The sequence below is a fragment of the Notoacmeibacter ruber genome (assembly GCF_003668555.1).
In the GTDB taxonomy this organism is placed as follows: domain Bacteria; phylum Pseudomonadota; class Alphaproteobacteria; order Rhizobiales; family Rhizobiaceae; genus Notoacmeibacter; species Notoacmeibacter ruber.
This window is the reverse complement of sequence record NZ_RCWN01000001.1, coordinates 1,802,837-1,815,770: the sequence shown is the minus strand read 5'-3', so window position 1 is coordinate 1,815,770 and position 12,934 is coordinate 1,802,837. Positions and strand designations below refer to the sequence as shown.

General features: G+C 62.4%; 12 protein-coding genes and 1 riboswitch. Of the genes, 3 read left to right on the top strand and 9 right to left on the bottom strand.

The annotated features are described in order from the left end of the window. Position 1: 1 nt before the first annotated feature. From D8780_RS08630 to D8780_RS08610, 5 genes are all read right to left on the bottom strand, one after another. A complete protein-coding gene (locus D8780_RS08630) occupies positions 2-646 on the bottom strand; it encodes a precorrin-8X methylmutase (protein ID WP_121645228.1) in 645 nt (214 codons plus the stop codon). Continuing rightward, on the bottom strand, positions 643-1,830 hold the full coding sequence (locus D8780_RS08625; RefSeq protein WP_158598471.1) for a hypothetical protein: 1,188 nt from the start codon (positions 1,828-1,830) through the stop codon (positions 643-645). Before D8780_RS08625 ends, D8780_RS08630 begins: the two co-directional genes overlap by 4 nt. A gap of 92 nt (positions 1,831-1,922) precedes the next feature. After that, the gene (gene cobN, locus D8780_RS08620) at positions 1,923-5,321 is read right to left on the bottom strand and encodes a cobaltochelatase subunit CobN (protein ID WP_121645226.1); all 3,399 of its coding nucleotides are present in this window, start codon (positions 5,319-5,321) and stop codon (positions 1,923-1,925) included. 15 nt (positions 5,322-5,336) lie between these two features. Continuing rightward, positions 5,337-6,383, bottom strand: a complete 1,047-nt coding sequence (cobW, locus tag D8780_RS08615; protein ID WP_199699575.1) for a cobalamin biosynthesis protein CobW — start codon at positions 6,381-6,383, stop codon at positions 5,337-5,339. Continuing rightward, on the bottom strand, positions 6,383-6,919 hold the full coding sequence (locus D8780_RS08610) for a hypothetical protein (RefSeq protein WP_199699574.1): 537 nt from the start codon (positions 6,917-6,919) through the stop codon (positions 6,383-6,385). The genes cobW and D8780_RS08610 overlap by 1 nt, the downstream gene beginning before the upstream one ends. Positions 6,920-7,023: 104 nt before the next feature. Further along, positions 7,024-7,225, bottom strand: a riboswitch (cobalamin riboswitch). A 109-nt stretch (positions 7,226-7,334) separates the two neighbouring features. On the opposite strand from D8780_RS08610, the gene cobO reads away from it, so the two are divergent. From cobO to cobD, 3 genes are read left to right on the top strand one after another with little or no spacing between them, the layout of a single operon-like run. Continuing rightward, the gene (cobO, locus tag D8780_RS08605; protein ID WP_121645224.1) at positions 7,335-7,943 is read left to right on the top strand and encodes a cob(I)yrinic acid a,c-diamide adenosyltransferase; all 609 of its coding nucleotides are present in this window, start codon (positions 7,335-7,337) and stop codon (positions 7,941-7,943) included. Positions 7,944-7,992: 49 nt separating this feature from the next. After that, positions 7,993-9,438 (top strand): cobyric acid synthase, encoded by a 1,446-nt coding sequence (locus D8780_RS08600; protein WP_121645223.1) that lies wholly within the window; start codon positions 7,993-7,995, stop codon positions 9,436-9,438. A gap of 13 nt (positions 9,439-9,451) precedes the next feature. After that, complete coding sequence (gene cobD, locus D8780_RS08595) at positions 9,452-10,501, top strand: threonine-phosphate decarboxylase CobD (RefSeq protein ID WP_245412307.1); 1,050 nt, start codon at positions 9,452-9,454, stop codon at positions 10,499-10,501. Here cobD and D8780_RS08590 read toward each other — a convergent pair. From D8780_RS08590 to D8780_RS08575, 4 genes are read right to left on the bottom strand one after another with little or no spacing between them, the layout of a single operon-like run. Then, complete coding sequence (locus D8780_RS08590) at positions 10,498-11,451, bottom strand: energy transducer TonB family protein (RefSeq protein ID WP_121645221.1); 954 nt, start codon at positions 11,449-11,451, stop codon at positions 10,498-10,500. The two genes, cobD and D8780_RS08590, sit on opposite strands and share 4 nt — an antisense overlap. Next, positions 11,451-11,855 (bottom strand): ExbD/TolR family protein, encoded by a 405-nt coding sequence (locus D8780_RS08585; protein ID WP_121645220.1) that lies wholly within the window; start codon positions 11,853-11,855, stop codon positions 11,451-11,453. Before D8780_RS08585 ends, D8780_RS08590 begins: the two co-directional genes overlap by 1 nt. A 4-nt stretch (positions 11,856-11,859) precedes the next feature. Beyond that, entirely contained in the window at positions 11,860-12,237 is a 378-nt protein-coding gene (locus D8780_RS08580; RefSeq protein WP_121645219.1) for an ExbD/TolR family protein, read from the bottom strand. Continuing rightward, positions 12,227-12,934: a MotA/TolQ/ExbB proton channel family protein gene (locus D8780_RS08575; protein WP_121645218.1), complete on the bottom strand. Its 708-nt coding sequence runs from the start codon at positions 12,932-12,934 to the stop codon at positions 12,227-12,229. Before D8780_RS08575 ends, D8780_RS08580 begins: the two co-directional genes overlap by 11 nt.

The following is a 12,934-nucleotide window of genomic DNA, read 5'->3' as shown; positions in this document are numbered from 1 at the left end:
GTCAAATCCCCGGCCGTGCCAGCGCGTTGAGCGCGGCGGCGGTCATGGCGCTGCCGCCAAGGCGTCCGCGAATGATGGCGAAAGGAATGCCGCGCGGGTTGTTGGCAAGCTCTTCCTTGGACTCGGCTGCGCCGACGAACCCGACGGGCATGCCGAGTATGGCGGCCGGTTTCGGCGCGCCGTCATCGATCATGCTGAGCAGATGGAAGAGTGCGGTCGGGGCGTTGCCGATGGCCACGACAGCTCCGGCCATCCTGTCGCGCCAGAGCTCCAGAGCGGCGGCGGAGCGGGTATTGCCGATCTTGTTGGCAAGCTCCGGCACACGCATATCGCGCAGGGTGCAGATCACTTCATTATCGGCGGGTAGCCGGGCGCGGGTGATACCCCGGGCCACCATTTCCGCGTCGCAGAGAATTGGCGCACCGGCTTGAAGCGCCTGTCTTGCGACGTCGCAAACGCCCGCGCCGAAGACGAAATGCCTGGCTGCCTCGACCATACCGGATGCGTGGATCATCCGGATGGCGACGTCGGCCTCGCCCTCGGAAAAGCGCGACAGATCCGCTTCGTCGCGAATGATGGCGAAGCTTCGCTCATAGATCGCCGTGCCGTCACGGATATGGTCGTTCAGCGTTGCGGTTGCGTTCATGCGATGCCTCCGGCGGATGGTAGCGTCGACACGACTGCGTCTTCCGGCTCGGTGAAGTGTCCGAGGCTGCTCCCATGATCGTCAAATGCATCGATCCCGTTCGGCCTGCCGATCAGGTGGACCGCCGCATGAGCCGGTCTGGCGCATTCCTTCTCGCAGCCGGACAGGTGGACGGTCGAGCCGTCATGCGGCAGCAATCCCCGCTCGACGAGTCGATCGGCTGCGGCATGGGTATCGAAATGAGCGCAGTCGCAGGCGGGGTGTCCTGCGCAAGCCGCGATCGAAAGCCGAGGATCATCATCCTTTGTAATGAAATCCCGCGCAGCCTCATGGGTCAGCAGCCGCTCGATATGGTGGTCATCCAATCCGCGCACAGAAATAAGCCGTCCGGCTGTCGTGCACAGCCGGATCTGCCGCGCACCGGCTATTTCGTCGATCGCGTCGATAATGGCGTTGAGTGATGAAGCGTGCATCATCCCATAGGCCGGGCTGAGGACGGCTAGGCTTTCATCTTGGAGTCTGATGTGCCCGACATGGATCGTCATGGCCCGTTCGGGGATTGGGTCGGCACCAGATTCGAAAGAACTTGCGGCCGCGGTGGTGGCGATCTGCGCCCTTGGCAAGGACAGGTCTCGGCCGCGCGCATTAGGGCCGATTTCGGCAATCGCTTCGGCCAGCGCCGAGACCGCCGCGCATCCATCCGCCGGTCTCACATAACCAAGAAGACGACCACTCTCTTCATTGTCACCGAGGACGATCGCCCATCGATCCGACGCCGCCCATCGCAGGCGGATATCCGCGATCACGCCTGCAAGATCGATGCATCCTCCATCATCGACAACAATCGAGAATTTTGGCGCAAGGCGCTGTTTCAAATTCGGATGCTCCGACATCTCTTCGATGGCGGCCACGAGCCGCGCGCTATCGGAGCCTGCCGCTGTAAAGGGGTTGGCATCGAGTGTCAGGCCAAAGCGGAACTGGTCGAGGACGCCTTCAATCTCGGACGAGAGCGCCGCCGTGCTCTCGCTGGTCAAACCGCGGATTTGCCAGTTGCCGCGCGTGGAGACTTCCAACAGCCCATTGCCGTGGCGTTCGGCCAGCTTCGCCAGCTCGCGGACGATCGCCGAGGGCAGGCCGGCACGCGCTGGCGTCAACCGTACCAACAGGCCATCGCCCGTTTGCATGGGATGATGGAGGGAGGGACATGCACCGCGTCTTCGTGGGGCAGGGCGAGGCTCAAATGATCCGATGTCCGGTCTATCTACTACGGCCGTTGTCATTCCGCCGCCTCTCGTTTGGTGTTCGCGCCGAGGTCCAGCTTTCCTTCTGCTTCATCCAGCAATTCGGCAAGCATGGAAGGCGTACTATTGCGGCGCGGTTGCCAGAGATTGCGCCGTATTGCGTCATTCAGGCGCCGCGCAATGGCGCGCGCCGCGGCTGGATTTTCCTCCAGGATGAAGGTGCGAACCGCATCGTCCTGCACATAGGTATCGCAGACGGCCTCGATGAGTTGCGGATCGATCGACAGGGTGGTCTCCGCGAAGGCGACCAGCCGATCGACCGTCTCGGCAAAATCGGATGCGCCACGCGGCCCATGCCGCATCTGTCCCTGAATGTAATCGGGTCGGGTGGCTCGGCCTCGCACCACGCGCGCGACGGCGTCCGCTACGTCCCGCGCTCGGGGCCGGTCCGGGTCGGTCGTGTCGAGGCAGACAAGATCGACCGCCTTTCCCAACGCCGCTGCGGCTGCTGCAAATCCGCCAATATGCGCGGCATCCGCATTGCCTTCCAGCAGGTCGCGGCCCGCATCGTCTCCGACATGGACAAGGATATCCGCCGCCGAAACGCGTTCGCGGAAGGCGTCAGGAGCCTCAAGCGCATCGCCTGCGTGGTCGAAACTGTAAGAGGTTGCCGCAAGGTAGGCTTCGCCGACGATTGTCCGCTCATCCCATTCGCTGCGCTGGAGCATATCTTCCACACCGGCGCCATATGTGCCGGGCGCGGTGCCGAAAACACGTGATGGAACGTCTGCGTTTCGGACTGCGGCACGAAGAGGGTTTTCCTGCGCGTCCTCATCTCGATCGGCCACTGCCTGGATCGCCTTGTGAAGAAGCTCGATCTGGGCGGCGAACATATCGCGGAACAGGCCGGAGAGACGAAATGTCACGTCGACGCGCGGACGGCCCAGCAAGGCAACAGGCAGGACTTCGATGGCTTTGACCCGCCCGGACGCATGATCCCAGACCGGACGGCACCCCATGAGCGAAAGTCCTTGGGCAAGTTCTTCACCACCGGTTCGCAACGATGCCGATGCCCAGAGATCCATGACGAGGCTCTTTGGCCAGTCGCCATGTTTCTGCAAGTGATAGCGCAGAACCTCGTCTGCTGCCGCCTTGCCCATTGCGAAAGCCGTCGGCGTCGGCATCGTACGCGGATCGATGACAGTGAGGTTCCGACCAGTCGGCAAAACGTCGGTACGCCCGCGATCGGGTGCACCGGCCGGGCCAGGCGGAACAAAGCGTCCATCGAGCGCGTCGATCAGGCGGTCGCGTTCGCTATCGGCCGCCATCGTGCGACCAGCCGTCGCGCCTTCTTCCGCACGCCCATAGATGTGTTGCCCATCCTTGACTGCCATCTCTTTCAGATCGCAGAGCCAGGCGTCGATCGACAGCAGACGCTGATCCGGGTCGGTCTCCGCCGAAAGATTGGCTATCCGATCGAAACCTGTCGCTTCCGCCTTTTCCAGAACGAGATCACGCAGTCGCTCGCGGCGACGCGGGTCCATTCCATCGGCCTGCACGAACTCGTCGACAAGTCGTTCCAGCTCGGCCTGATCATCGGTCAGGCCGGCTGTCCTGAGCGGCGGCGGCAGGTGGCCGAGCGTGACTGCACCGATCCGCCGCTTGGCCTGCGCGGCCTCTCCCGGATTGGAGACGATAAAGGGATACACCACTGGTATCTGCCCGGTCACGATTTCGGGAAAACAGGATTGTGACAGTGCGACTGCCTTGCCGGGCAGCCATTCCAGCGTACCATGGGCGCCGAGGTGGATGATGGCGTCTGCGGCGACGGCTTCTTTCATCCAGTGACCGAAGGCCAGCAGTTCGTGCGTCGGCGGGAGTGCCGGGTCGTGATAATCGGCACGTCGCTCGGAGGCTCGCCCTCTATCCGGCGCAAAACAGACCTCGATATTGCCGAACGTTGCATGCCGAAGCGCCAGCTTTGCCTGTTTCGGCTTGCCCCATGCTTCGATCAGCGACGTCTGCGCCGTTTCGGGAAGGGCTACAAAAGCCTCGGGCCAGTCTTTGGCCGCAGCAACTGGATGCGGATGGCGAAGAAGGGTCAGCAGGTCGCGCGGACGTTCCGGCACATCGCGTACGGTATAGCCGGCTTCGGCCAGGTCGCCGAGAATAGCGAGCGCCGAGGAGAAGACGTCGAGGCCGACGGCATAGCCTTCGCGCCCTTCGGCTCCCGGATAATCAGGCAGGATCATCACGATCTTGCGTTCGCTCGCCGGCGTTGTCTGAAGCGCGATCATTCGGCGGATGCGAGTGACCATCGCCTCTATACGATCCGGCTCGGCGGCGTTCTGCTGTAACGCCATCTGGTAGGATGCATCTCTTTCACCCAAGGCCTTGAAAGAGATGGCTTCCCCCATGATCCGTCCATCCAGCTCCGGCAGGACGCAGTGCATGGCCATGTCGGTGGCGCCGAGCCCGCGATCACTCTCTTTCCATCCTTCGCGACGCGTGGTGGCGATTGCCGCGTGAATAACAGGACGATTGAGCCGTTCGAAAAGCGGTACGGCCCTTGTTGTGCCGTCTCCGGCAATGCGGCTGTCCAAAGACGCGGCGAAACCGGTGGTAGCAACGATCAGCGCCGGATCGGTCCTCTCGACAAGTTTATCGAGAAAGGCCGTCACGGCGGGGTCCTTCAGCGAGGGAACGAAAACCGGGAGGCCGGCGATCCCTTCCTTGGCCAAGGCTTCGAAAAGAACGGAAACGGGCTCCGCATCTTCGGCCATGAGCAAGGAGCGGTAGAAGATGATCGGCACGCAGGGCGCTGACGGCTCTTGCGCTCGAAGAATGTCGTCCGGGTTTTCGGATGTGCCGGTTGCCGGCGACCAGAAACCCATGCGGGGCGGTGTTTGTGCCTTGTCCGGCTTCTCTCCAAGATCGGGCCGCGTCAACAGAGCCATTGCCTGGCGCAAGCGGTCCATATTGGCAGGGCCACCCTCGCGAAAATAGGAGAGAAGCGTCGCGTATTGGTCTTCCGGAAGCGTTGAACGGGATTCCAGTTTTTCGTCGCGCTCGCTGCACTCTCCGGGCAGGAGAGCCAGCGCGATGCCATTCTTTGCGGCAGTTTCGGCTAGCCGGTCACAGCCATAGGCCCATGCATCATAGCCGCCCAGAATGCGGACAATCACGATCTTGGCCTTTGCGGCGACCGCGTCGAGCCACAAATCGACACTCATCGGATGACGCAGATCCCTCAGGCTGGCGAGCCTGAGGGTAGGGTCGGGCTCCTCACCATCTGCACGACCGTGCGCCCCCGCAAGACCGCGCAAATCGGAATCCGAAAAGGAAAGCAGGACCATCTCCGCAGCATCCTGTCCCAGATCGAGCGGTTCGATCGATCCGTCCAGGGATGCGGTGGAGATGGAGGGGATGTGCATGGCTCGCGCGCGTTCCTAGCCGGCCAGAGCGGCGCGAACCGCTTCGGCATCCAGATCATGAAGGCCGATGACGACAAGGCGGGTCCCACGTGTCTCATCGGTCTTCCAGGGACGGTCGTAATGACTTTGGACGCGGCTTCCGACCGCCTGCACCAGAAGGCGCATCGGCTTGTCGCCAATCGCCGCGAAACCTTTGACACGCAGAACATCCGGTATCGCGCAGGCCGCTTCGACCCGCGCTGTCAGATCCTCCGGCGAGGCGACGGGCGGCAGTTCGACGACGAAACTTTCGAATTCGTCGTGATCGTGCGCCACTCCATCGGCATGCGCGCCGTCATGATGGGTGCGGATTGCTTCGATGCCATCTTCGGTTGCCGCATCGAGACCCAGCAGGATGGCGGGGTCAAGCTGGCCGTTACGTGACGGCACGATCCGCACCGGTCGGCTCAATTCTCCTTGCAGACGGTCTTCGGCCTTCTGGCGATCGTCCTCGGAAAGAAGATCGGTCTTGGAGAGGATGACGAGGTCGGCGCAGGCAATCTGGTCGTCGAAGACTTCTTCTATCGGGTCGTCATGATCGACACTTTCATCGGCAAGCCGCTGGGCGGAGAGCGCATCCATGTCGGAGGCCACCTCGCCAGAGACCAGTGCGGCTCCATCGGCCACGGTAATGACGCCGTCGACCGTGACTCGGCTGCGGATGGCAGGCCAGTTGAAAGCCTGCACGAGAGGTTTCGGGAGCGCGAGGCCACTCGTCTCGATGAGAATGTGATCGACCGCCGGCTCGCGCTTTAGAATTGCGTCGAGCGCGGGCTGGAAATCATCCGCCACGGTGCAGCAGATGCAGCCATTGGCAAGTTCCACCACGTCTTCCTCGCTGCAATTCTCGACGCCGCAACCGCGAAGGATTTCGCCGTCAATACCGACATCGCCAAATTCATTGACGATGACGGCGAAGCGGCGGCCCTTGGCGTTCTCCAGCAGATTGCGGATGATCGTTGTCTTGCCGGATCCAAGAAAACCGGTGACGATGGTGCAGGGAATACGGCTTGTCGCTTGCATCAATGATGCGCCTTTTCTTCTGGGTTCGATTGGCCGTCAGGCATTTCATTTTGCTTCTGAGGCGTGGCCCGGACTTTCAGCGGTGCGCCATCGACGGCGAGCGGTGCGTGGTCGTTGCTGTTCAGCGTGACCTCGACCACGGCATCCTCCGGCAGTTTTGCAATGTGCATCCAGGGACCGTAGAGACGGCCAAGTTTTTCGCCGTTCACATAGACATGGGCATGGCCTTCTCCCGGCCGGTGTGCTTGCCCGGCATGGGCCGGCGCGAAGCGGAACTTTTGAGTTTCCACATGCAGGTTCCAGCCTGTCACCGGATCGGGGATCAATGTCGCGGAAAGTGCCGGCGCAACGCTGCTGGAGACGTTCAGAACCTTGCTGTGATCGTGTACGCCCGCATGATTTCCGGCAGCCTCTGCATGGGAGTGCTCATGACCGCCGAGCGAAATATTGTTCGCTGCGGCCAGCGTGAAACCGATGCCGCCGCCATAGACAAGGCCAATGGCAAGCAAGGCAAGTGGCTTGAGACGGAGCGCCATGGTCTAGCGCTCGCGTTCTGGATGCACATACACAGATGAGGGTAGAATCGCCTTGGTGGCGTTTCCAGGCATAATTGGTCCTTCCTCGCCGTCCCACCGACAGCGTCTAGCGGTTTTGCCTGGCAGGTCTCCTGGCTTGCGGCCGATCGCTTGATCCACCTTCCCCGGCATGACAGCACCGAGTGGCTCAACGGATCTGCGCGGACCGCTTACAGTCGCGGGGGCGGCTACGGCTTGGGCTGGGACGCTGCACCGTATTCCCTCTTCGCTCCCCTTTCGGGAAGAACCAGACAGGACAGTCTCTAGCGGACGCGACCCGACTTCGCAACTATGCGCTGGCTCATCGGCCGGCGCTTGCATTTGCCGCTCGGAATCGGGCAGTTGATCTGTCCTCCAATGGAGAAAGGAAGCCGAGATGCAGACCGACGAAGCAGACCGCCACCGCGCGAAGATGGCTAAGCGAAAGGCTGTTCAGGATGCGGAAGTGGCGTCCAAGACGGTGGAGGAAAAAGGTCTTCTTATGGTCCACACGGGACCGGGCAAGGGGAAGAGCACGGCGGCTTTCGGTCTGGTTCTTCGTATGCTGGGCTACGGCAAAAGAGTCGGCATCGTGCAGTTTGGAAAGGGCGCCTGGGAAACCGGCGAGGCCGACGCCCTGAAGCGTTTCGGCGATCAGATCGCGCTGCATATTCTCGGCGAGGGTTTCACGTGGGAGACGCAGGATCGGGAGCGCGATGTGGCTGCCGCCCAGGCAGCCTGGTTTAAAGCCAGGGAATTGATGGCGGATCCGTCGATCGCCCTGCTCGTCCTCGATGAGCTCAACATTGCTTTGCGCTATGAGCATCTCGATCTCTCAGAGGTTGTCGAAACCCTGACGAACCGGCGTGAGGGTTTGCACATCGTCGTGACCGGCCGCAATGCCAAGCCCGAACTGATCGACGCTGCCGACCTCGTCACGGAGATGGGGGCGGTAAAACATCACTTCAAAGCGGGCGTCAAAGCCCAGAAGGGCATAGAATTCTGAGGTGACGAGCGAGAACCGCCAACATGCCAGTCGCCCGGCCCGAACCCTGATGTTTCAGGGCACAGGATCCGATGTCGGCAAAAGCCTGATTGTCGCGGGCCTTTGCCGGGCGCTGAAGCGTCGCGGTCTTGCCGTCCGTCCCTTCAAGCCGCAGAATATGAGCAACAACGCCGCCGTTACGATCGACGGCGGAGAGATCGGCCGGGCGCAAGCCCTCCAGGCGCGCGCCTGCGGCGTCCCCTCGCATACGGATTTCAATCCGGTTCTGCTGAAGCCGCAGGGCGGTAACGGCTCGCAGATCGTGGTCCAGGGCAGGGTGCGCGGTACGGCGAAAGCGGCGGAATATCAGTCGCTGAAGCCCGGTCTGATGAGTTCGGTGATGGAGAGTTTTTCTCGCCTGAAAGAGACGGCCGACATCGTCCTGGTTGAGGGGGCCGGTTCGGCCGCCGAGATCAATCTGCGGGCTGGTGACATCGCCAATATGGGTTTCGCCCGGCAGGCCGATGTGCCGGTCGTGCTGATCGGCGATATCGATCGCGGCGGCGTGATCGCCTCGCTGGTTGGCACGAAGGCCGTCATCGACATGGCGGACGCGGCGCAGATTTGCGGTTTTCTGGTCAATCGATTCCGTGGCGATCCCTCCCTTTTCGACGCCGGAATCAAGGAAATCGAGCAGCGGACCGGTTGGCGCTCATTCGGGCTCATCCCCCATTACGAGGATGCCGCGCGGCTTCCCGCCGAAGATGCGTTGGCATTGCGCGCACGGGTGAAGGAAAAGGCCGAAGCCACCCTCAATATCGCGATGATCGCGCTGCCATCGATTTCCAACTTTGACGATTTCGACCCGCTTGCGGCCGAGCCGGACGTCAATCTTCTGCGGATCGCGCCGCATGAGGCGCTGCCGGCCCATCTCGATTGCGTTATTCTGCCCGGATCGAAAGCCACTCTCAGCGATCTATCCGTGCTCCATGAGAGCGGACTGCTGCACGATATCATCGCTCATTCCCGCCGGGGCGGCGCCATTGTCGGCCTTTGTGGCGGATATCAGATGCTTGGTCGGAGCATCAGCGACCCTGCGGGCGCGGAGGGCGGACCCGAGCGACTGGAAGGTCTCGGCCTCCTCGATCTGGAGACGGTGATCGCGACCGAGAAGCGCCTGAGCGAGGTCCATGGCCGAAGCCGGGACGGTGATCTCCCGCTAGACGGGTACGAAATGCATATGGGGACGACGGATGGCCCCGATCGCGGGCGACCCTTCGCCTATCTGTCGGATGGCACCGAAGAGGGTGCGGTGAGCGCCGACGGGCGCATTATCGGAACGTATCTGCATGGCATCTTCGCCAATGACGCTTTCCGAAAGGCCTTCCTGCGTCGTCTCGGCGGCGACAGCCGCCTGCCCGCCTTCGAGCAGGGGGTGGAAGCCGCGCTCGACGGACTGGCCGATCATCTGGAACTTCATTGCGACATTGACGGTCTGCTTCACAATGCCCGTTGAGCCTGGAACACACGTGCAGGGTTATGTAAAAGCAGGTCTCCCTTCGGCCGACGCTTCCGGGCCGGTAGCCGCTGTTCATCATGGCGGCGATCTGTCCGAAGCGAACCGGCTGTTTCCGGACGCGCCAAAACCCTGGATCGATCTTTCAACGGGGATCAGCCCTTATCCCTATCCGTTGCCGCCTTTTGACAGCGAGGTCTGGACGCGCCTTCCTGAGGGGAGCGAGATCGATTCTCTTCGGCAGGCAGCGGCCTCCGCTTATGGCGCCGAGCCTGCTCAGATCGTCCCGGCCACCGGGACCCAGCCTTTAATGGCGGCGCTCGCCGCGTCGGTCCCGCCAGCTGAGGCGGCAATTCTGAGCCCGACCTATCAAGAGCATGCACGTCTATGCATGCAGGCGGGCCATGGCGTTTTGCCGTTCGGAGAGTGGGACAATCTGTCCGATGCGGCGCGGCTCGTCATCGTCGTCAATCCGAACAATCCGACTGGATCTCTGACAAGCCGCGAACGCCTGCTGCAAGTCGCCGACGAGATGGAGAGACGCGGCGGACTGCTCGTGGTCGACGAAGCCTTCATGGACAGTGTCGCCGGCGCGGCCCAATTCTCACTTGCGGAAACGGTAGAGGGCCGGCGCATTGCGGTACTCCGGTCCTTCGGCAAGTTTTATGGACTCGCCGGTCTGCGCCTCGGTTTCGCTGTCGCGGGTGAAGCGCTTGCGAACCGGCTGACGTCACGTCTTGGCCCGTGGCCGGTCTCCGGGCCGGCGATTGCTGTCGGTCGCGAAGCGCTGGCAAACGTACATTGGCAGAACGAGCAGCGACGACGACTGGCGAAAGCGCAGGAGCGTCTCGATGCGCTTCTTGCAAAGTCGGCCTATAGGCCGGCGGGCGAAAGTCCCCTGTTCCGTACGATCCATGACGGTCGCGCCGACGCGCTCTTTCAACGTCTTGGTCAGAACGGAATCTGGGTGCGTCGCTTCGAGCAGGACCCCAACATGTTGCGCCTGGGCCTGCCTGCATCCGAAATCGCATGGGAACGTTTGGCCGAGAGTCTCCGACGCTAGCGGAACGCGATCGGGACCGAAAAGGACCAGCTGCCACGGCCTGCGCCGGGTGGGATCGGCGGAAAGGGCGACGCGCGCCGGACGGCTGCCAGTGCCGCACGATCACCGGCGGAAGAGCCAGAGCTTCGCGCCAGTCGAATGCCGCTCGCGCGTCCATTGGCGGAGACGGTGAACGACACCACTGCCGTGCCCGATGCACGGCCCGATGCCCGGGCGGCACGGCGAACGCGGCTTTGCACCTTGCCCGGGTAGTTTGCGACGGCGGCATTGCCTTTGCTGGACGACCTCCTCGCCGCTCCGGCGCTGGATGAGCGCTTGGCGTTGCGGGCCGAATTGCCCCGGTTGCCGCTCGCCGTCTGGCGTGGCTTGGAACTGCTTCGTTTGGCTTGCTGCTTGGTCTTGCGCGGCGTCGCGGCACGCTTTGGCTTGGGCGGCGGCGTATAGGCCGGGCGAGCTTTAGGGAGCGGAATCTGAACGGTTTCCGTGATGGTTTCCAGTGGCTCTGTGGCGGAAACCGCCGCCATCTCTGCCGGCTCGACCGTTTCTGTTTCGGTAATGTCTTCAGTCGCCTCCGCAGGAGCAACCGGCACCGTTTCTATCGCGCTTTCGGTCACGGCAGGCGTCTGCTGCGACGTTTCCGCGAGGAGGGTTTCCGGCGCTGCCTCGCTTGCCGTCTCCGGCATTTCGGCTTCGGAGACGTCGCTTTCCAACTCCGGTGTTACGGGAGCGGCTTCGGGATTCGTCTCGGCAATCTCGGTGGGTTCAAGAACGTCGCTTTCCTCGCCTTCGGCCACGGCGTCGGTGAAACTGTCACCGGCCATCGTCACGGCGCCGCCGCTGCCACCTTCGACCTGAACGAGTTCTTCCTCCTCCGGCAGGCTGGTAAAGCCCGCCAGATGCAGAGCCGAGGAGACTACGATCGCCACTGTCCAGGCCCGTCTGCCAGCCATCAATTCTGCTCCCGTTCGGTGACGAGGACGAGATTGGTCAGACCGGCTCTGCGGAGTTCGGCAAGCCGGTCCACAAGATCGGGTGCTGGCAAGGATTGGTCGACAAGGATGCGGAGGGGCGCGTCAGCGCCGATTCCGCTCCGCTCATGAGCCGCGAGGGTCTCTTCCAGCGTCACCGGCTGTCCGCGCCAGGTCATCGTGCCATCCGCGCCAATGGCCAATGCATCCGGTGGGGCACCCGGCGTGGCCTCTTCCGTGGTTACGGGATCGAGTGCCCTGTCGACGGGTGGGGTCAGTGTACCGGCGATCAGAAAGAAGATCAGCATCAGGAAGACGATGTTGATCAGCGCGATCGTGCTGTCCGCCTCACGCGGCTTTGTATAGGGAGGGTTGAGCTTGACCATCGGTCTATCTGGCGAGGGCTGTTTCGATTCCGGAGGCTCTGAAACGCTCCAGGGTTGCAACGAGTGTCTGCGATGTGGCGCCATCTCGGGTGAAGAGGGTCGCCGAAGCGGCCCCCGCCTCCCGCAGTGAAGCGAGGCGGTCGGCGATCCTGTCCGCCGGAACCTGTTCGCCATTGATCTGCACGCCTTCGGCATCGATCGTCGCGACGATGTCCGGGCGGTTGGCGCCGGTTCCGGCATTGCCAGCCGAGCCGATCGGCACCTCGGCAAAGCGCGAGAAGGTCGATGAAAGCATGAAGAACAGCAGCAGGAGAAAGATCACGTCGATGAGCGACGTCATCGACATTCGTTTTCTGCGGCGGATGGCAGCGTCAATACGCATGGGCGGCCTGTCCGCTCAGGCGGGCCGACCCGTCGGCATTCGAATTCGCGCCGGATATTGATGGCAATTGCGGTGCCAGGACTTCCGTTGCCAGCGTTTCGATCGCTACCCGGTCGTTTTCCAGCCGTTGCTCTAGGAAGGTCAGGATAACCGAGACCGGCATTGCCACGGCAAGTCCAGCGGCGGTCGTCAAAAGCGCGACCCATATGCCACCGGCCAGAATGGACGGATCGACGGAGTTGCCGGCTTGCTGGAGCTTCTGAAAGGCTTCGATCATGCCCAGCACCGTTCCGAACAGCCCCAGAAGCGGCGCGATCTGAACGACAGCGTCGAGGAAGCGAAAGCCCGACTGATGCTTGTGCAGATGCTCGGTTGCGAAGCGGGCGATTTCTTCTTCGATCTGCGTCTTTGAAAAACGCGTATCGCGCTGCATGGCGAGAGCCAGCGCAACGGCTTGTGCAGCGCCACTACGGCCTTTTGCTGCATAGGCTTCGGCTTCCGCAGCCTTTCCTTGCCGGTAAAGGGCGATGGCGTGGCGCGCGCGGGAGGTCTGTCCGATCCGGGCGTGGCCGAAACCGGTCAGTTTCAGAAGGATCAATGCCAGTGAGATGACCGAGATAATGGCGAGGATGGCGACCACCGGACCGCCCAGCGCCAAAAAAGAACGGATCGGCGCGAAAAGGCTGATAATATTCAT

Coding starts and splice junctions, on each gene's coding strand:
- D8780_RS08610 (WP_199699574.1), bottom strand. CDS start 6,919: ATGGCGCTCCGTCTCAAGCCACTTGCCTTGCTTGCCATTGGCCTTGTC.
- D8780_RS08585 (WP_121645220.1), bottom strand. CDS start 11,855: ATGGTCAAGCTCAACCCTCCCTATACAAAGCCGCGTGAGGCGGACAGC.
- cobW (WP_199699575.1), bottom strand. CDS start 6,383: ATGCAAGCGACAAGCCGTATTCCCTGCACCATCGTCACCGGTTTTCTT.
- D8780_RS08625 (WP_158598471.1), bottom strand. CDS start 1,830: ATGCAAACGGGCGATGGCCTGTTGGTACGGTTGACGCCAGCGCGTGCC.
- cobN (WP_121645226.1), bottom strand. CDS start 5,321: ATGCACATCCCCTCCATCTCCACCGCATCCCTGGACGGATCGATCGAA.
- D8780_RS08575 (WP_121645218.1), bottom strand. CDS start 12,934: ATGAATATTATCAGCCTTTTCGCGCCGATCCGTTCTTTTTTGGCGCTG.
- cobO (WP_121645224.1), top strand. CDS start 7,335: ATGCAGACCGACGAAGCAGACCGCCACCGCGCGAAGATGGCTAAGCGA.
- D8780_RS08590 (WP_121645221.1), bottom strand. CDS start 11,451: ATGGCTGGCAGACGGGCCTGGACAGTGGCGATCGTAGTCTCCTCGGCT.
- D8780_RS08600 (WP_121645223.1), top strand. CDS start 7,993: ATGTTTCAGGGCACAGGATCCGATGTCGGCAAAAGCCTGATTGTCGCG.
- D8780_RS08580 (WP_121645219.1), bottom strand. CDS start 12,237: ATGCGTATTGACGCTGCCATCCGCCGCAGAAAACGAATGTCGATGACG.
- D8780_RS08630 (WP_121645228.1), bottom strand. CDS start 646: ATGAACGCAACCGCAACGCTGAACGACCATATCCGTGACGGCACGGCG.